The sequence below is a fragment of the Halorubrum sp. 2020YC2 genome (assembly GCF_018623055.1).
In the GTDB taxonomy this organism is placed as follows: domain Archaea; phylum Halobacteriota; class Halobacteria; order Halobacteriales; family Haloferacaceae; genus Halorubrum.
In genome coordinates this window covers 1,441,093-1,461,281 of record NZ_CP076019.1, presented here as the reverse complement: position 1 = coordinate 1,461,281, position 20,189 = coordinate 1,441,093, and the positions used below count along the sequence as shown (strand labels likewise).

The following is a 20,189-nucleotide window of genomic DNA, read 5'->3' as shown; positions in this document are numbered from 1 at the left end:
GGACCATTTCCCCAGATATCCTATTGCCGCTCGGCCTTTTATAACGTGTTTCAGCAGACGATTGAGATTGGGAGGAGGAGCTGGCGTGCGGGACGTGTGATGTGTGTGTGTTCCGGCTTGAGGCGTTTCGGAATGCTGGGAGTCACGCGATCCGATTGCGTACGCTGAGCGGCCGGAGTTATCGTAGTCTGGCGGTCACCATCTGTAATCGTCGTGGGATAGTTCCTCCTTGGGATCAACGTTTTTCGGAAACCCATTGCCGTCAAGCGGTCTGAAAATATAGGAATCATCAAGATACCCATTGTTGACCGCTTCGCGGAGCTGTGACAGCGACAGTGGTTTGCCTTTGTGTAGGCCCTCTAGGATCTCTGCCTCTGCAATACGTGGGTCTCCATATTTGAGATCAAGATCAAAATCAAGAATCTGGTGGTCCTCAGCAAGCGCTTTTTCGATGCCATCATACATCAGCGTTCGAAATAACTCATCCGTCGAGTGGTCTGTTGAGTCGGGAAGTCGTTGACAGAGTCGAAACGCGAACGCTATCAGGTCTTCTGTAGCGTCGAAGATTGCTTTGTCCTGCTCACCATTGTCAACCACAAGCTGTGTCACATCCCGGTCTTCAAGCTCCGTCGTGAGATATTCTAAATCGTACAGCGCGTTTCGAGTACGGTCTCGGATCCGTTGTCGGGTGTTCCGTTCACTGCCGTCTGTCAGATTTTTTCGGCCGGTCAGGTAGTCGCGGTCGTCTCGTGTCAGAATGCCCCGGTCACGATCTGGTGAAGTCCTCATCCGAATTAGAGTACACAAACAGATCTATATAAAATATCCCGCTTTTCGTAATCGGAATCAGATTACGATGTTCTCGGTACAAACACCACACTACCCCGTTGTAGCTAGTACGCATGACACCGCTACAACCTGTAGAAATCGACCCGCGAGTGAGTTGCCCGATAGTCCTTGGGAACTATATGAGAGCCACCGGCTTCTTTTTTGAAATGCACGAGACACATCTCATAACTGCTCGCCACAATGTAGCCCCGACGAGTGGGTCGCAACTGCGCGTCATCGGACGTCGCGTGTTTGCGGTGCGGACAGCGGTTAGCACGTGCTACCAATGACGCGACAACATACACCAACCGACGGCGGTAGTGACCAGAGCGATGAATATAGCGGCCGCTTCGAAACAATTGAAGCCAAAGCCAAAGAGGCGCTCAGACACGATGACCCGATAATGGATTGTAATATCTCGGTTAGTGCTCACAACCGAGATTATGATTCAGATCGGAACGTAGCTCATCACCTCATCAGAGCTGGTGAGGAGTGGATTGCGGTTCGAACGTGGTCTGAACCTAGTGACGAAGCTCGGCTCACAGTCACAGATTACGGTGAAACCCTTGAGACAGAAGTCTTGGAACTGGCAGGGGACGATGTTGCTGAACGGATCGCTAATGGAGCACTTGACGTGATCGACAGCCATGAAACGGTCGGGCGACCTGTAAAACCCTTCACTACCCTGGTTCGGTACGCTCCGGATGTTGCGGACGACCTCATCACGGCGTGGGAAACCGCAGCTGACCGCGTCGTCAGGGAACGGCTTTACCAGGGGCTTGCCGAGTGGACCGGACGCACTGCGTGGACCGCATATGAAGAGGAAGGCTTCTATTTTCAGGCAGAACAGGCAGCGACGCAATTCGTCGACGAGCACGTCCGCAAAGACGTAAATGAAGACGTGCAGACGACAATTCGGAACATCTGTAGGGAGGCATTGTATGTCGTGATCGTCCAACACCGCGACCCTCAAACCCCGAATATGCAATACGCAGCGGAGGTGACACTCACAGATTGACATCCTAGACGATTCGATTTGACAGCACCCTATGTTCTGATCGGGCACTGTGTGTCAGTATTACGCTGATTGATCTAGTAAGGTGGACGGTGCCCCGTGACGGAAAAATAGCGAGCTATCGACTACCTGAGTCTGTAATAGTACACCAGAACACCGAGAGCGACGCCCCCTGTTATCAACCGACGGGACCAGTACACGGAGAGGATGTCCCACATATGGAGATAGGGAACGGCGAGAGCGAAGGTTCCGATCAGAAAGGCGGCACCGATATCCCAAGCAGCGAAGCCGTTACCGCTCTGCTCCGGGGGTCTAATCGTATTGTGTACGAGGACTCCCGAGACCAATAACACCAGTAAGGAACTACTGATCACCAGCGGGAGGCCTGCCAGATTCCACCCGTCTGCGTGCCCCAGAGCCCCCGTTTGAAGAACATATGCTTCTCCCTCGTCTTCGACCACGGTATATAACTCGCTTTCATCGACATTGTGCCCCACGGCACCGTACTGAAATTCGTCGGGGACATCGGACTCGTAGTACTCATCGCACATAAGTGTCCACTCATGGCAGAGAACTATCGTAAATGAGTCGCCCGCAGCAGACCGTGTCTTGTCGAACACCTCCTTGGCAACGGGAGACAGTTCATTATATTGGTAAACGCTCGTTTCGTCCGTAACCGCAGAGTGTTCAATCGATTCAATATCGTTAGCTCGTTCGACTATCTGATTATCGTAGTATCCGGCAAGTCCCGTATCGCTGTACGGCGATGAAATGGCTCCTGGGTACGAGAAGATGAGACCGATGAGGGCCAACGCCATGGCGACCCGAATCAGACCGCGGACGGTCAAGCGATTCGATTCCTCAATGGAGGGCGGAATATTCATCGCCGTATGTCCTCCTCTCAGTCGGTGAATATCTTCTGGCGCTCCGCGTTACCAATACAAGACGCCATCTGAAACTGGCGGCAACAACAGCGATCAGTTCGCACCCTTCACCCAACAGCTGTTTAAGATGATAATATGTCTGAAGAATAGGAGTTCAACAAAGGCGCTTCAGACTACTCGTAGTAACTGACGCGCTCAACAACTTCCGCGAAGGCAACATTCTCGCGTACATCGGTAATCTCGATAGTAACACGCTCGGTCTGTTTAGTGTCGGGAACAATAACGACGAACCCGCGCTCAACACGGGTGATACCATCGCCTTGGTCGCCAATGTCTTCGATTTCGACGGTACGTTGTTCGCCCTCCTCAACAGGAGGCGTCTGTGGCGCTTGCTCGGGCTCCGGAGTAGCATCAGTGTTGTTTGCCTCGTTGGTCGCAGGTGCCGGGAGAACAGCCACACGGTACGTCTCGTCTACCTGTAGCCCCCCAAGACGGAGCTCTTGCTCCGGTAGCTCAACCACATATGACCCATCATGCTCTTCGACCTTGCCCGAGAACAGACACTGAAGTTCCTCTGAAATCTCCATTTGAATACCTTACACTGTAGACGCGATGAAGAGCACTTTATTCTGCTGTCTGCGACTACTCCGGGGCTACAACGTCCTCACATGTCGGACACTCGGTCCACACGCCCTCGGTGCCGTCGTTTTTCTCGTACTCAACAAGAATCCACGCTTCCGAGATCTCCGCACCACATTCCGGGCACCGACCGACCGAGGATTCGTCAGCGTTCATGGAAAGGGGGGAAGGAGCGTGTGACAGTGTTCCTTCCAAATGAATTTCATTCGGGAGAGAACCTAAGCCTTTGGCGGCTTTGCGGGTCGAACGCACAGAATTTCCGGAGAACACAGATCACCAGTAGTATTAACTCACAGCCACCAAAACGTTGGAACCTATGAGTGTCCGCACAGTACTTACTCGGCTACTGCCTGGTGACGAAACAGAGGTAGTCGTGGAGTGCCGCCAGTGCGGTGAGAATCTTGCGTCGGGCGTAGATGAGTGTCCCAACTGTGGATCAGATGAGATAGAGCGCTTTCAGATTTCAGAGTAGACTGCCGCGTTCGGGATACCTCAGTATTCTTCAGACAGATCATTGTCCGAACTGCTCGTCGCTGAAGAGTGCGAATTGGCCGTTGATATTTCTACCAATTTAGGGAAATGTTCTGGTAACGGTACAAGATACAGGGCGCGGGTCGGTCAAGAAAAGGCAACCTCATTCGAGGAGTCGGGTCGGGAACTACAGTAGCCAGCTTGATCGGGCGATCGATGACTACGACTCGAACGACGCCCCGACTCCGTCAGCGATCGCTTGGAGATCGGCCTTCCGGAAGGTGGAGTCGTCGGCCGCCTCGGGCGACTCTGCGATGCCGACGTGCGCCCGGATGAGTCGGCGCATCTGCGGTGTTGAAGATTGCCCCGCCTCGCTGCCATCGACTCCGAGTGCCTCACAAATAGCTTGTAGCTCCTCCTTCGTGAACGACGCCTTGATTTCCCGTTCGAAGCGGCCCGTCGCCACTCGAATCGCGTTTTGAAGTTCTTGGACGGTCGGACTCATGACTCTCCACTCTCCGCTTCTCCCCCTCAAAGTTCCTACTCAGTGGCAGCGTCGGGATGTCGTCGTCGTGGAGTTCTCGCAACCCACGAGCTGATTCGATATAGAACGAATAGTCTCAACCTATATTAAGATACAGTCCGAACGGTGTAGTATGACCGGAGACGAATCGAATTCGAAGGGTCTGATGGAACGCCAAACGACGGGTGAAGATCGTGTGCGGATGACCGCCAGACAGTTGTCGGAGCCGCGGACGGCCAACTGGGTCGCTTCCGAAGCGGACTGGTCACACGAGCCAACCAAACGCGTGCTTGAACGCCTCGTCGACGATGGCATCCTCCATCGTGACGAAAGCGGTACCCACACGACGTACTACCCTGATTATCGCCGCCAAGCGATACAGGAGGCGATGCGGCTTCGAGACAGCGGGCACACTGTCGAAGAACTCACCGACCGTCTCGCCGAGATGAAGACGCAGATCCGTGACTGGGAGGACGAATTCGGCGTTGAGTCACCGAACCAGCTTCGCGGAACGCTCGCTGACGAGTCCCTTGACGCTGACGAGGAAGACCATCACCGTGAGGTCGCCCGTGAGTGGGAGCACCTTCAGCGACGTATCCGGATCGTCGGCTTCGCTATCCGCGAATGGGACTTCCTCGCTCCGACGACCGAGCCTGCCGAGGCCAACAGCTAACGGATGTCTGTCCCGCATCCCGGTGGTGATCCGAACGCGAACCTCTATGCTCAGCTAAAACGGGATGTCCTCGATCGTGTGCCACAGGTTTCGACGGTCGAGTTCGTTCCGGATGATATCGAGGCCACGCAGCTGCGAGCAATTTTCGATCCGGCTCGTCTTGATCCCCCGACAGGCCTTAAGTCGCCGGAACTGACTGTCAAGTGGTATCGACAGGACCCAGACGATTGGTTCCGTGTCAACTATACTGACTCGAACACGGGCTTTCACGCCGGCTGGCACCAAGACGAGGACCATCCCGATCTCGGGCAGGCGCATTTTCAGTACTCAACCACCACAACTGAGGACCGATGGGGGATCACATTCGAACACGAAACTCCCTCTCTGATTCTCTGGGAAATCGTCGAGGAACTTCTCAAGGATGTCCGTCCCACCTACCAATACGCGAACGATGAATCATAACTCCCGGTGAGACCTCGAAACCGTCCCGATCAATACTCGTGAGATCCTTGGAGCGCTACCTATACGACAAGGAAAAGATCGTAAAGGCGAGTAGATCAGTTCAAAGAGCGACGAGTCTGTCCTTGCTGGCGACAGCCACTTTGCCACTATTCCCGGTGTCAGCGTCGAAACCTACCGGTGACCATCGTCGCTTCTGATCAAAGTTCATGAGGCCGCTGTAGGCATACGTACGGGTGATGCGTATGCGTTCCGAGTTGAGACGTTCCGCCATACCGAGTCACGCGACCTAATCACGTATGCTGAGCGACCGGAGTTTTCGTGACATGTCTGTCCAAACGACGTGGGAGAGAGTAATTCGATCTGTCGAGGTTAGGATTCGTCGCTGATGTCTCCTGTAAATTCAGTTTCGCCATTGAGCCGCCCCGCAACCCCGTTCATGGCATAGATGAGTGTCGCTGCGACGTCGAACGCGTCGGTCCGTGACAGCCCGGACATTGGTTTTGTGACGAATTCCTCACCATCTGCGTTCACCCCGGTGATTGGAGTTACGGAATACTGCCCGTCGCCCATCGTCCCGTCAAGGCGGACGAAAATTGTCTGATCGTCATCGAGAATCCACTCGATGTAGTATTCATCGTGAATCTCCTCGCTCCACCCTGAAGGATAGTAATCGAGGTCCTCAGTTTCGCTTTCAGGCATAAGATGTACCTGAGTATCGTATGTGGTAGCGATTAAAAATGTGTGTTCCACTTTTCGCTTGAATTCTCTCTGAAGGCCATTCCACAGAAATCGACCGAGTGCGCAGATCTATTGGTGGCTCTCGTAATCCACCAGTTCAGAGATACCACGCCGTTCACAGCAGGGCAAGCCGTATCGGAATCAGTAGGCTAGTCTGGTGTGCTATGCGACACTATGAAGATATTCCTCTGCGAATATGAGCGTATGCCGAAGGTCAGCGTCGAGATCCCCCAGGAACTGCTTGATGACCTCGACGAACACGTCGGTGACGAGGGAAAATTCGTCAACCGAAGCGACGCAGTTCGGGCATCGATCCGCAAAACACTCGACATGCTCGATGAGATCGATAGACGACACGGACGGGTTGAGACGGACGAAGCTGAATCTCATTAGTTTCCCTGCGAGAACAACTCTGCGTGCGCCTAGGCAGTCCCGCGAGCAACGCTCCTCTGAGAAGTACAGACACGTCAGAGGCAGGGAGTGAGCATGCTACCAGTTGCTAGTTCGTAGTCGACGCTGGCCAGTCGGGTGTAATGCCGACCAGTTCGGCACTTATCTGCCAGAGTCGCCGTCGAACCGCTTGGTTCGTTGCCTCGGGGGCGGGGTCTTCGGGACCATCGCTGCCGACGTATTGGCCACTTACGGAGCCATACCGAGGGTCCACGAGAAGTGTTTGGAGGCGTTCGGCGGCCACCTGTTTTGAGGTGGCGATACCCGGAACCAGCCCGGCAATCCGAACCAGCAGTCGCGTTCGGAGCGACGCCTCGCGGAACAGGTTCGTCGACGGAATGAACCCCGGATGAACACAGTTGACTGTGACTGCGGCGTCGTCCGGGAGCCGAGCATCAAGTTCGATCGTGAACGCAATGTTCGCCAGCTTCGAGCGGGCGTACGCGTCGAGTGAGTCGTACTCGTCCGTCAGTTGGAGGTCGTCGAAATCGAGTGTCGCTCGCCGATGGATGTCTGAGGCGGTAATGACAACACGGGGATCGGGTGCGTCGCGGAGATGGTCGAGCAATTCGTATGTCAGGAGGTAGGGAGCCAAGTGGTTCACCGCGAGCGTGAGTTCGATTCCATCCGGACTCTCACGCCGCGACCCGGCCGAGAGTCCGGCGTTGTGAGCGAGGACGTCGATCCGGTCGTACTCGCGTTTCACGGTTGCTGCGAGGGACCGAACGGTGGATTGAGACGCGAGATCGGCCTGATGGAACGCGATTGTTCCGGCAAAGTCTGTGGACCGTTCTACGAGAGTTGCCCCCTTCGACTCGTCGCGGCCGACGACTACGACGGTCGCACCTCGGTTTGCGAGGTCAACCGCTGCCACCCGTCCGAATCCGCTCGTTCCGCCTGTGAGAAGGATCGTGCGGTCAGAGAGATCGTCGGTCATGTCCTGTTTCGACGCCGACGGTCCAAGAGCGCGAGGAGCACATACACAGCGCCGATCACGCGGACACCGTCGGTGAGGTGTTCGTTCCACTTCACTGACTCAGGGTCTTCGTACACGAGCGGCCCCGCAATGCGCTCGTACAGTCGCGGGATGAAAAGCAAGACGGCACCAAAGATTCCGGTGACATTCAGCAGCCACGCGTAAAGTCGGCCGCCGCGGAGCGCGGCGAGCGTAATGACGATTCCTTCCGCCCGAATCAGGGGACTAAACCACGAATGGACGGTGATTTCCTCAGGGTTCTCGACCGCAATCGCCTCGAATACGTCCACGATCCGATCCGGAACGAGCGTTGTGAGAACGCCGAGCACACCGAGAAACTGCCGTAGCATACGCCGCTCTTCGATCTGACGTAGCTTAAGAGTCGGTGCCAGCAGAATAGACTCTTTACTTTATCATTGCGGCCGCTAAATAACCGCCAGCACCGTCGCAAACATGCAAAGAGATATCAGCGTCTTTCGACCGGTCGAAGCCTACGCGGAGGCCGCCTCTTCTAGAACGCATGGCGTTGTCGCAATCATCTCCTTCTGTATATTCGTCGGAACCATCATTTTCGGATTTGTCCCGGTCACGAGGGAAATTGAGACATCCGGTTATTCGACCGCAGACCTACAAGAGTCAACGACTCGAACGGACGTGGACACCATCTTACAGGCATTCGACCCGGTCATGGATTCGGTTGTTCTCCTCTCTGTGCTCGATTATCTCTTTATCATCGCTGGGTTCTTTCTCTTTTCTCGCTCCATTCACTCGTGATGCAGCGACTGTCGTTCGACGACCGTCTCGTGCTAATTCCGAAGGTCGGGATGGTGCTGACTGTTTGTTCACGGCTCCTCGATTCATTGGAGAATTTCTGGGTTATCCTGATCTACTCAAACCCGATAGCTATCCCACCGTTCTCATCAGCTTGATGAACACCACCCAATCGGCGAAATGGCTGGTGGTCACGGTCGAATACCCCACCCTCGGACTCGCAATCGTGTTGGTTCTTCTGGTCAGATACACATCTCTGTTCGATAGGAAGACGCCTCAGATGTAATCGGATGCCTACAGTCCCCATAGACAAACACAGTCTATCCCCGTCTCACGGAACTGTTCGGTGACTCTGGTTTCGACGGGATTGGCCTTGTTGAAAGCCTCACCCGGTGATATCTTCTTGGAGCCGTGCTGAACACAGAGCGCGAATGTGGTACGAACCGAGGCCGATCTACGGGAGAGAGTGATCGGTCAGTACAGGTTGAGCCTTGATCAGTCAGTACTGGCCGTGTAGCATTCGATGTCGAAATTATCCAGAAAAAGTTCTCACAAGATACTTACAAATTGATTATAATTCCACATCATGACTTCGTATTCCCGACGTACGGTGCTGGCAACGCTTACTGGCGTAAGCCTCACCGGCTGTATGACTCGCAGTGACACAGAGTCATCAAATGAAGGCGAACGTAGTGACTCGGGGTCACCGAGTGAAGACGGAGAACCAACACTGAGAGAAATTGAAGCCAGATTGCCAGACGAGTGTTCAAAATCGCTCAATCTCGACGTACAGTGGCCGCAAGAGCTTGATGCGGACACGGCCGGTGGATTCGTTATGGAACTACGAAGAGGAGTATCTGGTTGAAGAATACACGATACACGATTCCACTCTCTTGATTTCTCCGTAGAGCTGGAACAAACTCCAAATAAGCTTGCCGATGGATTTCACGTGACGGTCACATCTGGGGAGGAGGAAGTGTTGATGACCACCTAAATATACAAGCATCCGAGGTTGACTCTGATGGCCTCCCAGACGCTGAACAGAATATGCGTATCGATGAGAGCGCAGTGCCCGATGATCCTGAGTACATATCGATCGATGAGGTTGAAGATCAAATACTACAAGCCGTATTACAATTAGCCGCAGATACGGGCTATGAAAATCACAGAACCGCCTTTACACCTCGATACGAAGAATTGTTTGATAATCTTCCGCCGAATGCTTCACTCACTGATCGGCGGATGGGGGCCTATTTCGATGTCAACGGGACATCTGTTCTGCTCATTATAGATAGACAAGGTGGTAACTCAATAGATGGGATTACTGTGGGACCTATTCAGTATTATGTCACGGAGTACGTTATTCGGCGAACCGATGAGGAAAACGAATCACCAGAGGATGGTACCGTGGTTGACTGTCGCACGGAAATATTCTGATAAGGTTTGAAAGGTAAGACGGTGCGTTTTCAAAGCGGACTTATACCCCAAAAACGTCCGCTTTAGCGGCTGTCTAGACGAGATCAACTTAGATTTTGTGGGGGGCGAGAAGCAACACCGAAGCTGTTGATGAAGCTCAGTATTCAGCTTCATTTGTCAGGACTATCGCTTTCAAATACTGTTTATTTCTTAAAATATTTGAATGATAGAATTCGATCGACCGTTCGTAGCTGGGTTCACAAAGCCGATTTACAGCCAATAACTGATCGAAGCCCGGATCACTCGCGGTTGACGAGACCGTGATTCAACTCGACGATGAACAATACTGGCTGTACGCTGCTGTCGATACTGTCTCGAACGATTTGCTACATACACGGCTTGAGACGGCAAGAACGAACGTGATTGCGGATCAATTATTCGCGGGACTGCATGATAAAATCAATGTTGATGACGCGATCTTTCTCGTTGATGGTGCGGTTCCACTTCAGCGAGCCTGTCGCAAACACGGCCTCGATTTCAGATACGAACGACATGGAAATCGGAACAGCGTCGAACGTGTTTTTCGTGAGGTAAAACGTAGAACTGCCAGTTTTACAAACTATTTTAGCAACGCTAAAGCAGAAACTGCTGACGAGTGGCTCAGATCGTTCGCCTTCGCATGGAATCAGCTTCTCTGAGCACTACCCAAGACACTTACCAATTGCCGAGATTTTTTGGTAGTGAGTTCTCATCCCCGCCGTGCGGTACTGGCGACTCTCGCCAGTGTCGGCCTTGCTGGCTGTACAAGTTCTGATGACTCGGACCCACCGAGTGAAGACGAATTACCAGATCAGTGCCCTACATCTGCTAATCTTGATGTAACGTGGCCACGAGATATTTACACACGTTCGATAAAGGGGTTCGTTACAGGATACGAATCCGTAGCAGAGTTTGTCAAGACCTACGAAGAAGCATATCTGGTTGAAAGAAACACTGACCACCGGTTCGAATCATATAGTTTCAGCGCAGAACTGGATCAAACCCCAGATAAGCTTGCCGATGGATTTCACGTGACGGTTAGATCTGCTGGAGCAGGACATCTTGATGGCTACCTAACTATACAAGCATCCGAAGTTGACTCTGATGGCATCCCAGACGCTGAACAGAATATGCGTATCGATGAGAGTGTAGTGCCTGATGATCCTGAGTACATATCGATCGATGAGGTTGAAGATCAAATACTACAATCCGTATTACAATTAGCCGCAGATTCGGGCTATAAAGGATACAGAGCTGCTCATACAACTCAGTATGAAGAATTAATTGAAGAGCTCCCGCCAAATGCTTCACTCAATGATCGGCAGATAGGGGTGTATATAAATGTCGATGGGACACCAGTTCTGCTTACTATAGATGAAAACGGTGCAGCTGCAAAAGATTTTGGACAAATTTTCGCCCAATATTATGTCACAGAGTACGTTATTAGGCGAACCGGTGAAAAAGACAAATCACCCCAGGATGGAAGAGTGGTTGAATGTCGTCCCCCTAGATGAACTTAGAGACGACACCATACCTGATGAGAAAATAACGAACAGTCGTTACTAAGAGACCCACATCTTCGTGGTTATTATCAACATGATAATTTTGTTCTGAAATAGTCAATACGCAAGCGCATTCTATCGGCTGATTCAAGATTCAGATGGAGAAAGTAACGTTGCTCCTGTGCTGACTGCACGCTCTATATCTCGCACGCCGATCCCATCAGTTCTTAAGAATTTCAACAGAGCTGGGAGAGTCATACCCGTGCGCGCTGTATCATCGTACGCCTCGATGTTCAGTTCAGAGCAGGGTTTCGCGTCACCCACCGTCACTCTCCCTCGACGACTTCTACCGCCACTTCATTTCGTCGCATGAACGGTGGTGTCCACGGGTCGTTATACCGGAGGAGATAGGGATTTCCGTCTGGTTCGATGTCTTCATCTTCGAGCGTAGCAAGCAGCTTCTCCGTCCGCCGTTCGACCCGCCACTCCGGCGCATACCACGAAAACTGGTCCACAGCGACCGTCTTCTGTGGTTCAGTGACGAGTGTAACAGCTGGGTCGGTTGGTTCCGGTGCCGTTTCAGGCGTGAACTGTGATGGCAGATAGAACGCCATCCGGATCGTCTCAGCGTCGGTCTCGGTTGCCTCTGATCGAACAGGAGCCGTCATCGCAATTGAGTCCCCAGATTGGGTTTCGACAGGGGCCGTCATCGAGATCGACTCATCACCGTGGTTGGCTCCGGAGATGTACTCGAAGAGGCGTTGAAACGCAATCCGTTGCGTCGGCGCTGCCGTTTCAACAAGAACTGTCTGCGGATAACGCCGAATGTCTGCGCCGTTAATGCTTCGTAGCTGTTCGTACGGGACTGACTCTGCCTTCTTAGTCGAGTAGAGTCCCCATCCAACCCAGCCGGCAAGTACCACACCACCACCAACGAGTATCGTTTTCGTAATTGATCTCACACAGCACTATTGTCGTCTATCGTGATTAACGAACTGCCCAACAAGGTTGAGCTCTTTCGCTGTCCGACAAATAAACAGCTCTATGCGTGATGACGGAGGATTGCTGTGATCTCTTCGGGAGTCTGTGTGGGGTCAGTCCACTCATCAGTATCTGCGGATTCGATGTAGAGTTGGAGCATATGAGACCCTTCAAGGAGAAAGACGGATGCTCTCGTGTCCGGATCCGACTGATGTTCGAACGCCACCAGGAACCAGTCTTGCGTCCCGTCTTGTGCTATTTCGACGTCTGTCTCACCGACGTCCCATCCTGTCGGAATATCGACCTCAGAAAGAAGGGTATCACGCGTCTGCGCAGCCGCATCAGCGTCGGGATCCGTGAGACTCGATAGATGCTTCCGAAGTGCTGTCATACGATACCGCTGAGTAGACTATTATGACGTGTATAGCTTGTGCATCAGGTCGGGATTCTGAGAGTTTGAGTCGTACGACTTCACCACATTGCTGGTGACGTGTTCGGTAGGAAGGTGACCTTATTCAGAACGCGCCAGACGGTCATCACTCAAGGACGTAGGCTTTCGGTCTAGGACTTCTTGTCCTCGTATGACGATTGCTACTGGCGATTCTGTGACGCTTGAGTACACGGGCCGACTCGACGACGAAACAGTGTTCGACACCTCCCGGAAGTCTGTCGCCGAGGAGACGGGCCTTGCCGAGGCCCAGCCCGAGCGAGAGTACACGCCGTTGACGGTCGAAATCGGTGACGAGCAGGTCATCGACGGGATGGAAGAGGGACTGATCGGCCTCGAAGCTGGGGAGACGGAAACGCTGACGATCCCGCCGGAGAAGGCGTACGGTGAGCCCACTGACGAGAATATTCAGGAGTGTCAACGACCCCACCCTACTTCGCTCAGTCTACCGACTTCGCTCGTTGAGGGTGGGGCTTGTCCGTGAGCTCGGCCTCAAACCCGTCCGGGTGGGCGGTGAATCCGCCACTTGGCGTCACCGTTCCAGACTTTAGGGCGAGTTGACTGTCGCCCGTCCGCCGAGACGACTGTTGGCCTCGACGGACATACCGCATCCCGATGTTCTTCGCCGCGTTGTAATCCGCGTTCGCTTCCGACCCACATTTCACGCACCGGAAGTCCGTGCGAGTTCGGCGATTCTCGTCTGCCGTGAATCCACACTCGGCGCACCGTTGCGACGTGTACGCCGAACCCACTTGCTTCACAGAGATGCCGACTGCTTCGGCTTTGTACTCCACCTGTTCGTACAGCGTTCGGAACGCCCACTTGTGCCCCCACGACGCACCCGTGCGGTCGCGGATGTCAGTCAAGTCCTCGAAGGCGATCACGTCGCACTGGTATCGAAGTGCTTCATCCACAACCGCGTTCGACGCTTGGTGAACCACGTCACGAACGTATCGTAGTTCGCGTCCACTTAATTGCTCGAGCGTTCTGTGGGCGCTTCGCGTGCCTGTCTGTTGGAGTCCTGCACGGACTTTCTCGAACTCGCGGAGGTTATGTGAGAGTTCGCGCCCATTGATGAATCGTGCTGTGCTGGTGACGGCGAGGTTTTCAATACCGATCGACCCCGAGAACCGTTCCGTCCTCGGCGGTGTCTCGCTCCGTTTCAGTCTTCGGTCGGCGGAAGCCGATGTGTAAAAAGTAGTCGCCGTCACGAGCGGTGAGTGTGCTTTCCGTGACGCTCCAGTGGTCGGAGTCGGTACTGCCGTTGGTAGCCATCCTCGGCTTCAGGGAGAGCAAGGTCACATCGGACGCGACTCTCCGTCGTGGAGAGTGACACTGTATCGTCATCGAACAGCGTCATCGTTCGAGTGTCGTACGTTACCGTGGGTGCGGTAAACGTGGGTTTACTGACCTGCTTGCCGTTCGGCGGCGTTCGAGACAGCCGGTGATGGCTTGTGCGGATTGGGGGTTGCGAGGATCGCGTGCTGACTCCCGAGTCGGTTTCCTCGCGCACGTTGTCGTAGGCGAGGGGTTGTACGTCGCTCTTGGCGTTACACTTCCCCCACGCCATGTCTGTGGCGAGTTGGCACCCACGCTTCCACTCGGAGATGGTTTCCTCAAGCAACTCGCGTTGCTCATCATCTACCGAGAGGCGAGTGATTGCCGTCCGACGCACGTAGTCGTTCTGCCACGTATTCAATGTTGACAAGTGGCTATTTATATGCTAGTGTTTGTGACAGATACGAACGCGCTCCTCCCCTCCCTACTCGCTCCCTTCGGTCGCTCCTTGAGGATCGGGACTCCGCGCTACCGCTTCAGTTGATCCGTCTGCTCTGAGTGCTCGAACCGATCCTCCGCTGTCCCCGGAGCGTTCCCGGCTCCTGAGGTTGGTGAGGACTTGGTGATACTTTCGAGAGGGCGGACAGGTTCTCCGTCGTACGACCGCTATTGAGGAACCCCTCGCTATCGGTATTTTCAACGAGAAGATTGGCGTGAGCGACATCGTTACGAAGCTCGTTGATCTCGTGAGTCGAGAGTCGGCTTGCGCTGTCGTTGAGAAACCGCAGGTTTGCCAACAGCTTCGACGTTCGAGATGATAGTGTTAGCGTAGAACTGTGCGTAGTGGATCTCGTCTAACTCAACGTTAGCAGTTTGTGCGTCTGTGTATCGGTCCTCGATGTCGTCGAGTTCATCAACAGTGACTGGCGTCTGTTTCCAATTGGGTGCGTGCTCGAGAATGAGTTCGCGGAGGTGCTCTTCGAGGTAGGTGATGCGGTCGAATAGGTAGATGCGTACTGGGGCCGTGTTGAGATCGGCACGGGTGAGGATCCCAGTAATGCGGCTGGCCGCCGAGGAAGTAAACCGGCTCTTTAATGAGCGCAGCCAGGACGTCCTCAAACGCGGTGTCTCCGCTCATCATATAGTCAATTGTGAGCGGGGTGAGATGCTCCTCGAGTGTATCGCCGTCATCGTCAGCAGTGACGTCGTCTTCGTGGATGAACCCGACCGCGTCGCCCTGCTTTTGGATCGGCGCGGCGTCGTACCCGTTTGTTTCGAGCCACTCAGCAGCAGTACTTGGTGGTGTGTCGTATGAGGTGTTCGACAGAGCCTGTTGCGAGTTCAGCCGCTGTACAGTCGTAGAGGTCTCGGGACACATGGTCCGATGTATCGGGCGGGCTATTCAAATTGGGAGCATGGCCCGTAGTGGGACAGATCACCATCTCATTCACCACAACGTAATGTCTATAGAACATATATTGTAAATAGTTATGCTCAAAGGGCATTTTGAGTCAGCAGGGGCGAGTATCGAATTTGGGGCTGCTGACTACCTCTTTCCCGTGGATGATTGAATGTGACTGTCCACCAGTATCGGGATGCCCAACTCGCGCTCGACGCTGTCGACGGGGCAAGCGTGATTCTTGTCGCCCCGACGAACCTCGCATCGAGTTACCACCTTACCCAGCACGCGCTCACGGCGATTCCCATCGAGAGCCTGCCCTCTGCGATTCAGACGCGGCTCGCCGAGACGATCGACGCCTCGCTTGAGACGTTCGAGTTCATCCAAATCGGAAGTGGAACAGTAGCAGTTCGAACCACTCACTGGCCGAGTTCACCGACGCCTGAACGTCGATTTGTCCGCGTATCGGAGCGATCCAATCCACCCACAACACAACAACCATGACTGACACACTCGCCGCGGAGTATCCGGAGGCCGCCCCGTTCATCGAAGAAGCTGTCGACGAGCACGGCGAAGACTGGGTGTTGGAGAACTACTACAAGAAAATCTACCCGCTCAAGCAGGTGATGGCGGTCCCCGAGAAGGAGGAACTCCCGTTCTACGACGAAGCCGAACACGAGACGATGACGGAAGCGGAACGGACAGAGATGTACCAAGCATGGGGAGAGTATCGGGAGAACCTGCGGACTGGGACGAAGCCGGAGAGTAACAGCAAGGACTGCTGGCTCGGGGAGCGTGACCCCATTTCCAATGATTCACTAAGGACCTACAGACCTCTCAATCTATTTTTATAATTTTGCGATTAGATAGACGACACAGTAACAGAAGCGTAGCAATATCTCGGGGCAGACCTTTAAATTCGATCACAAATTTAGAGTCAGTATGTGGAGCAATACGGAAAGAGAAGAGAACGGAGGAAACCAGAACGAGCAGCCGCAACTAACTGATTTTGTAGAGCGAACTTGTTCTGTCTGTGGCCGCAAGTATGGTGAGAACGAAACTCCTTGTCATTCCCCAGAAGCGGTCTCATTTGAGCGCGACTTACTGCGCAGAGATGGCTGCTCCCGAGACATCGATCTCCTGAGACACATATCACACCTCACGTCATCGGCAACGATGGCCTCTCATTCGAGCCCCTGTATTCGGCACTCAGATCGTTAATTGAGACTGAATCGACAGGCTTCGACGAATATCTTTCCAATACACCATACGACATTCGACCTAAAGAGTGGCTGGCGGAAGCGTTCCGCCAAGACCTACTGCTGAAACATGACGAATTGGTTCTCGGTCCCCTCGCAGGGATCAAAGCCAGCGAACAACGAATCAAAAAAAAGAAAGGAGGTCACACCAGCGAGGGTGTTTGCCCACGTAGTGTTTCTCGATCAGTACGGGTTAATCCCGGGATACGGTGGACTTCGTCGCGGTTTCACAAAGGACCTGCGTGAGGTCTGTGCAAATCATTACGGCGTACAACCGGACACTCTAGACTCGAAGTGGATAGTCAAGCGGCGTGTCGACCGCTCGAAAGTCTACAGTACGACGGCAGAGTTCAGGCAGATATGGGATGTCGAATTGGTCGATACGTATCCGGAGAACGCATCTCACCCGTACTCTGATTTCAAGCCATTCGATGGAAGGGCCATACTAGACGCCCATAGAGATCATAACCTCGTGGCCTGTCGGATGAAGACGCAATTACTCCGCTTGCCGAACGTTGACTGGGCGATCTCGCCACACCTCATCTACTCGCGCTCGGACTACGATTCCTCTAAAGAGACCTCGTCGAGTCTCCCCGTACTCGGATTTGATGTCGCAGGATTCGAATACACTACCGATGGTCAGCGACTCCGATACCTAGGAGTCGTCACAGAGTGGGAAGAGTCGCCATTCGAGACGTATCTACAGGCCGCTCAGATCGGGAAAACCGCAGCCACAGGTCTCCTCGTTCTGCCGAACCGAGAGTCAATCTATGACTTTCTCCACTTCCTGAAGTGTAGCAAACTGACGGATTGCCCTGGGGTCTTCCCAGAGTCGAGAGAGAAATACCGGTCGCTTCCGAACGTACAGAAATTACACGAACAACTCATTCGACAGATTCCCCTCCTCGATGGGATGGCACTTCTCCCTCGACGGAGATTCCTCGATGAAGGAGTCGATACGCTAAACGACCTAGTCTCAGTCCCAACCTATGCTTGAGATACCAGACCGGCACCTCGACGTACAACGCGCAACTCTCCTCCCGTTAGACTGTACGCGAAGGCAGCTGCGGCAACTCTTCGCGTTATTTGATGATACTGGCGAGGGATTTGGAAAGCGCCTCGATGAGTATGGTGTGGAGGCGTTGAAAGCAAAGAATGGAATTAAGACACACCCAATATCGACTCATTTCACGAAATCGCCACGTTCGCCGCGATAACCGCTCTTCGTGTCGAATTTGCGGATCCACTCCGCGGGACACATGAGTATGAGCAGTATCCTGAGCATAGTTCTGAACGCAGGATGATGACACGACCATTCCGGAATTCTCCTGGGCTGTCTTTCACGGTGGAACACGTTCGAGAACAATACGTGTATGATGTACTGTATGCGTTTCAAAATCTGATTCCGGGCCCATTACAACGTGAGATCGTAGCGATACTGCTGGTACCGGATTCAGAACAGGCCTCGTCGAGCCCAGTCCTCGCTGCCCGAACATACCAATCGAATCATATATCTGTGGGATCACAACAATCCCAGTACGAGGATCGCGTGATTCAATGTGATGATGGTTACAAAATCCCGTTGAGCCACGTGAGTGCGAGGAGTTTCATTGGACCACTTGATCATCCACTATTCTTCCCAAAGTCTAATTTTGACGACCTCCCACCTCACCAGACAGCGTGACTATCTCTTCGTTCCTGACGATGTGGTCTTAATGCGTCTTGCTAATTATGCGTATTACGGGTGGCACCGACTAGCCAACCTTGCTTATACAATCTTTTCTAAAAACGACATTCAGCAATATGTCGATATCACACCCCAAGTCCGATCATGGATTCGACGCGAGTTGAAATACAGAAAAACGCAAGCTTATGGCACCCATTACGGCTCGGATTCGGACAATCCATTAGTTGATCCGGATACCAAGGATCCGTTTCCTCGGCCAGACAAGCGCCTCGTCACAGTTGCCGACACCATTCGTGCGAGTTCAACACTCAATTTCAACGAATCAATATCTCACAACCCTGTTTGATGAGATCTGTCAGTTCTTTCCTTCGCCTGATCGACCTGGTAACAACATCGAAAATAAACAAACACTCGAAAACGCATTAGACGCTGCGATTGACGATGGTTTCACGGCTTCTAACTCGGGAGACGCGTATGAAGTACCTGCCCCGAAATTTACTCCATTTTATCCGCGAATAAAGACACTTCCTTGGGAGCGATACAGACACGAACTCGTTATATTGAGAGAGATGGACGTTGGCCTTCCCTCGTCAGACGCAATTCGAGTGGGCCTTTCCGATTTGGATCGACCGTTCCAATCCGAAGAATATGCTAGTGCCATCCAAGACGCACATCGAGCCGCTGCGTGCGAAATGGGCTCCGAATTTAGGGAGGTGAAAGATGTTCAACCACTCACCGATTCATTCGAGATTGAGGACATATCGGCTGCCGAGGCACTCTTTCTCACACGTATCGGGTTAGCAATGGAGCGACGGATCGGTTTGTATTCACTAACGCAGAGCATGGCGTCATTCCGAGACCACCTGACGGGTCGAAACTTGATGTTGATGTGGATCGGCTCAAAAGCCTCGGCTTGCTCTCTCAGCCGAATACTCCTCAAACATATTACTCGGTGCCGTGGAAAGTCCGTAAGCAGCTCGGAATTCCGAACGTCAGCAACGACGGCTGGGGCGAACGATCGCCTTCAGAAAATACGCTACATAGAGTCGGGATTGACCTCGTTGCGCTCTTTGTTGCTTCTCGGTCTGATGTTGACCGCGTTGTTCGATACTGTGATGTCTGGCGGCTACAGCCGACTACCTGTTGGGACAACGTATCACATCTATCGAAGAAACGTCTAGACGTCGTGGGATTTTCTCAGGGCGAACCAGTCGTCGTTGCCGAAGTCGAAACGGAATCCGGTGATTCAGATGGGGCCCAGGGAACAGTCGAGAAACTCGCCGCGTTTCCCGATCGCATTGATCGGTACTTCGTCACACCGAACGGGAAACACCTCCCGGCGATTCTATCACGACTTTCTGCGTCGAACAGTTTGACATTGATGTCAGTAGGCGAAAGAAGGACGGATATCGACCGTCTGAAGTTCGGACTCAACTTGCTGAAAGCGGTGCTCTTGGTGATGCTTTCGATTTTCTTCTCACGTACCGCAACTTACGGAGAAAGCTTCCGAATCCGCCCAGCAAAAGCATGGACATCAGCCTCATAGTTGGTGCGATTTGAACGAATACCTCAAATAATATATTGTTTTAGATGAGATTGCGGGCAGTATTAAACCAACTTAGAATCAGTCTTAGCTGATTTACTGCTCTTTCAGGCAGTTCTATTGATTATTGGTCGATAGGCTTTTTTAGACTCTCTAAGTAGCGCTTAGCACATTTTTCCAAATTACGGCCGAATTTGGTGCGGTTGA

General features: G+C 53.1%; 20 protein-coding genes and 7 pseudogenes. 15 read left to right on the top strand and 12 right to left on the bottom strand.

All coding sequences use genetic code 11. From position 1 onward, the window contains the following. Positions 1-71: 71 nt before the first annotated feature. Positions 72-187 (top strand): annotated as a pseudogene (locus tag KI388_RS15295) (7-cyano-7-deazaguanine synthase); the annotation flags it as partial. A gap of 8 nt (positions 188-195) precedes the next feature. On the opposite strand, the gene KI388_RS07240 reads toward KI388_RS15295, so the two are convergent. Further along, positions 196-789 (bottom strand): hypothetical protein, encoded by a 594-nt coding sequence (locus KI388_RS07240; RefSeq protein WP_215088653.1) that lies wholly within the window; start codon positions 787-789, stop codon positions 196-198. Between the two features lie 325 nt (positions 790-1,114). On the opposite strand from KI388_RS07240, the gene KI388_RS07235 reads away from it, so the two are divergent. Beyond that, the gene (locus KI388_RS07235) at positions 1,115-1,846 is read left to right on the top strand and encodes a hypothetical protein (protein ID WP_215088652.1); all 732 of its coding nucleotides are present in this window, start codon (positions 1,115-1,117) and stop codon (positions 1,844-1,846) included. A gap of 122 nt (positions 1,847-1,968) precedes the next feature. Here KI388_RS07235 and KI388_RS07230 read toward each other — a convergent pair whose 3' ends face one another. The 4 genes from KI388_RS07230 to KI388_RS07215 form a co-directional block, all read right to left on the bottom strand. Continuing rightward, entirely contained in the window at positions 1,969-2,727 is a 759-nt protein-coding gene (locus tag KI388_RS07230) for a hypothetical protein (protein WP_215088651.1), read from the bottom strand. A 173-nt stretch (positions 2,728-2,900) separates the two neighbouring features. Then, entirely contained in the window at positions 2,901-3,314 is a 414-nt protein-coding gene (locus KI388_RS07225; protein WP_215088650.1) for a TRAM domain-containing protein, read from the bottom strand. Positions 3,315-3,369: 55 nt separating this feature from the next. Next, positions 3,370-3,522, bottom strand: coding sequence for a phage terminase large subunit family protein (locus tag KI388_RS07220; RefSeq protein WP_215088649.1), 153 nt, complete (start codon positions 3,520-3,522; stop codon positions 3,370-3,372). Positions 3,523-4,057: 535 nt separating this feature from the next. Beyond that, complete coding sequence (locus KI388_RS07215; protein WP_251133232.1) at positions 4,058-4,342, bottom strand: hypothetical protein; 285 nt, start codon at positions 4,340-4,342, stop codon at positions 4,058-4,060. 151 nt (positions 4,343-4,493) lie between these two features. Here KI388_RS07215 and KI388_RS07210 point away from each other — a divergent pair, with 151 nt between their 5' ends. Both KI388_RS07210 and KI388_RS07205 read left to right on the top strand, forming a co-directional pair. Beyond that, positions 4,494-5,033: a hypothetical protein gene (locus tag KI388_RS07210; protein WP_215088648.1), complete on the top strand. Its 540-nt coding sequence runs from the start codon at positions 4,494-4,496 to the stop codon at positions 5,031-5,033. Positions 5,034-5,036: 3 nt separating this feature from the next. Beyond that, the gene (locus KI388_RS07205) at positions 5,037-5,495 is read left to right on the top strand and encodes a hypothetical protein (RefSeq protein ID WP_215088647.1); all 459 of its coding nucleotides are present in this window, start codon (positions 5,037-5,039) and stop codon (positions 5,493-5,495) included. Between the two features lie 369 nt (positions 5,496-5,864). Here the strand turns inward: KI388_RS07205 and KI388_RS07200 are convergent, their stop codons facing one another. After that, on the bottom strand, positions 5,865-6,194 hold the full coding sequence (locus KI388_RS07200) for a hypothetical protein (protein ID WP_215088646.1): 330 nt from the start codon (positions 6,192-6,194) through the stop codon (positions 5,865-5,867). A gap of 243 nt (positions 6,195-6,437) precedes the next feature. Between KI388_RS07200 and KI388_RS07195 the strand changes: the two genes are divergently transcribed. Further along, the gene (locus KI388_RS07195) at positions 6,438-6,626 is read left to right on the top strand and encodes a ribbon-helix-helix domain-containing protein (protein WP_215088645.1); all 189 of its coding nucleotides are present in this window, start codon (positions 6,438-6,440) and stop codon (positions 6,624-6,626) included. 106 nt (positions 6,627-6,732) lie between these two features. Here the strand turns inward: KI388_RS07195 and KI388_RS07190 are convergent, their stop codons facing one another. After that, on the bottom strand, positions 6,733-7,620 hold the full coding sequence (locus tag KI388_RS07190; RefSeq protein ID WP_215088644.1) for an SDR family NAD(P)-dependent oxidoreductase: 888 nt from the start codon (positions 7,618-7,620) through the stop codon (positions 6,733-6,735). Then, entirely contained in the window at positions 7,617-8,009 is a 393-nt protein-coding gene (locus tag KI388_RS07185) for a hypothetical protein (RefSeq protein WP_215088643.1), read from the bottom strand. The genes KI388_RS07190 and KI388_RS07185 overlap by 4 nt, the downstream gene beginning before the upstream one ends. A 103-nt stretch (positions 8,010-8,112) precedes the next feature. Here KI388_RS07185 and KI388_RS15290 point away from each other — a divergent pair, with 103 nt between their 5' ends. The 4 genes and pseudogenes from KI388_RS15290 to KI388_RS07165 all read left to right on the top strand — a co-directional run bounded on the left by KI388_RS15290 (position 8,113) and on the right by KI388_RS07165 (position 11,399). After that, positions 8,113-8,433, top strand: coding sequence for a hypothetical protein (locus tag KI388_RS15290; RefSeq protein ID WP_251133231.1), 321 nt, complete (start codon positions 8,113-8,115; stop codon positions 8,431-8,433). Between the two features lie 1,044 nt (positions 8,434-9,477). Beyond that, positions 9,478-9,867, top strand: a complete 390-nt coding sequence (locus KI388_RS07175) for a hypothetical protein (protein ID WP_215088642.1) — start codon at positions 9,478-9,480, stop codon at positions 9,865-9,867. 82 nt (positions 9,868-9,949) lie between these two features. Further along, a pseudogene (locus KI388_RS07170) lies at positions 9,950-10,544 on the top strand (IS6 family transposase). Between the two features lie 42 nt (positions 10,545-10,586). Beyond that, entirely contained in the window at positions 10,587-11,399 is an 813-nt protein-coding gene (locus KI388_RS07165; RefSeq protein WP_215088641.1) for a hypothetical protein, read from the top strand. Between the two features lie 314 nt (positions 11,400-11,713). Here KI388_RS07165 and KI388_RS07160 read toward each other — a convergent pair whose 3' ends face one another. Beyond that, entirely contained in the window at positions 11,714-12,349 is a 636-nt protein-coding gene (locus KI388_RS07160) for a heme-binding protein (protein ID WP_251133230.1), read from the bottom strand. An 80-nt stretch (positions 12,350-12,429) separates the two neighbouring features. Continuing rightward, entirely contained in the window at positions 12,430-12,759 is a 330-nt protein-coding gene (locus KI388_RS07155) for a hypothetical protein (RefSeq protein WP_215088640.1), read from the bottom strand. A gap of 214 nt (positions 12,760-12,973) precedes the next feature. On the opposite strand from KI388_RS07155, the pseudogene KI388_RS07150 reads away from it, so the two are divergent. After that, positions 12,974-13,231 (top strand): annotated as a pseudogene (locus KI388_RS07150) (FKBP-type peptidyl-prolyl cis-trans isomerase); the annotation flags it as partial. A gap of 25 nt (positions 13,232-13,256) precedes the next feature. Here the strand turns inward: KI388_RS07150 and KI388_RS07145 are convergent. After that, positions 13,257-14,491 (bottom strand): annotated as a pseudogene (locus KI388_RS07145) (transposase). A gap of 139 nt (positions 14,492-14,630) precedes the next feature. Next, positions 14,631-15,470, bottom strand: a pseudogene (locus KI388_RS15630) (CBS domain-containing protein). Between the two features lie 114 nt (positions 15,471-15,584). Here KI388_RS15630 and KI388_RS07140 point away from each other — a divergent pair. From KI388_RS07140 to KI388_RS07120, 5 genes and pseudogenes are all read left to right on the top strand, one after another. After that, positions 15,585-15,939: pseudogene (locus tag KI388_RS07140) on the top strand (hypothetical protein). A 54-nt stretch (positions 15,940-15,993) separates the two neighbouring features. Then, positions 15,994-16,254, top strand: a pseudogene (locus KI388_RS07135) (hypothetical protein); the annotation flags it as partial. A 568-nt stretch (positions 16,255-16,822) separates the two neighbouring features. Then, complete coding sequence (locus tag KI388_RS07130; RefSeq protein ID WP_215088639.1) at positions 16,823-17,749, top strand: hypothetical protein; 927 nt, start codon at positions 16,823-16,825, stop codon at positions 17,747-17,749. Between the two features lie 613 nt (positions 17,750-18,362). After that, positions 18,363-18,785, top strand: coding sequence for a hypothetical protein (locus KI388_RS07125; protein ID WP_215088638.1), 423 nt, complete (start codon positions 18,363-18,365; stop codon positions 18,783-18,785). Positions 18,786-19,328: 543 nt separating this feature from the next. Further along, on the top strand, positions 19,329-19,985 hold the full coding sequence (locus KI388_RS07120) for a hypothetical protein (RefSeq protein WP_215088637.1): 657 nt from the start codon (positions 19,329-19,331) through the stop codon (positions 19,983-19,985). The last annotated feature ends 204 nt before the right edge of the window (positions 19,986-20,189 follow it).

What these genes read in the sequence shown, in the direction of transcription:
- KI388_RS07190 (WP_215088644.1), bottom strand. Translation starts at nt 7,620, where the DNA reads ATGACCGACGATCTCTCTGACCGCACGATCCTTCTCACAGGCGGAACG.
- KI388_RS07155 (WP_215088640.1), bottom strand. Translation starts at nt 12,759, where the DNA reads ATGACAGCACTTCGGAAGCATCTATCGAGTCTCACGGATCCCGACGCT.
- KI388_RS07130 (WP_215088639.1), top strand. Translation starts at nt 16,823, where the DNA reads ATGACGAATTGGTTCTCGGTCCCCTCGCAGGGATCAAAGCCAGCGAAC.
- KI388_RS07200 (WP_215088646.1), bottom strand. Translation starts at nt 6,194, where the DNA reads ATGCCTGAAAGCGAAACTGAGGACCTCGATTACTATCCTTCAGGGTGG.
- KI388_RS07175 (WP_215088642.1), top strand. Translation starts at nt 9,478, where the DNA reads ATGCGTATCGATGAGAGCGCAGTGCCCGATGATCCTGAGTACATATCG.
- KI388_RS07215 (WP_251133232.1), bottom strand. Translation starts at nt 4,342, where the DNA reads ATGAGTCCGACCGTCCAAGAACTTCAAAACGCGATTCGAGTGGCGACG.
- KI388_RS07230 (WP_215088651.1), bottom strand. Translation starts at nt 2,727, where the DNA reads ATGAATATTCCGCCCTCCATTGAGGAATCGAATCGCTTGACCGTCCGC.
- KI388_RS07240 (WP_215088653.1), bottom strand. Translation starts at nt 789, where the DNA reads ATGAGGACTTCACCAGATCGTGACCGGGGCATTCTGACACGAGACGAC.
- KI388_RS07205 (WP_215088647.1), top strand. Translation starts at nt 5,037, where the DNA reads ATGTCTGTCCCGCATCCCGGTGGTGATCCGAACGCGAACCTCTATGCT.
- KI388_RS07220 (WP_215088649.1), bottom strand. Translation starts at nt 3,522, where the DNA reads ATGAACGCTGACGAATCCTCGGTCGGTCGGTGCCCGGAATGTGGTGCG.
- KI388_RS07225 (WP_215088650.1), bottom strand. Translation starts at nt 3,314, where the DNA reads ATGGAGATTTCAGAGGAACTTCAGTGTCTGTTCTCGGGCAAGGTCGAA.
- KI388_RS07195 (WP_215088645.1), top strand. Translation starts at nt 6,438, where the DNA reads ATGCCGAAGGTCAGCGTCGAGATCCCCCAGGAACTGCTTGATGACCTC.
- KI388_RS07210 (WP_215088648.1), top strand. Translation starts at nt 4,494, where the DNA reads ATGACCGGAGACGAATCGAATTCGAAGGGTCTGATGGAACGCCAAACG.
- KI388_RS07235 (WP_215088652.1), top strand. Translation starts at nt 1,115, where the DNA reads ATGACGCGACAACATACACCAACCGACGGCGGTAGTGACCAGAGCGAT.
- KI388_RS15290 (WP_251133231.1), top strand. Translation starts at nt 8,113, where the DNA reads ATGCAAAGAGATATCAGCGTCTTTCGACCGGTCGAAGCCTACGCGGAG.
- KI388_RS07185 (WP_215088643.1), bottom strand. Translation starts at nt 8,009, where the DNA reads ATGCTACGGCAGTTTCTCGGTGTGCTCGGCGTTCTCACAACGCTCGTT.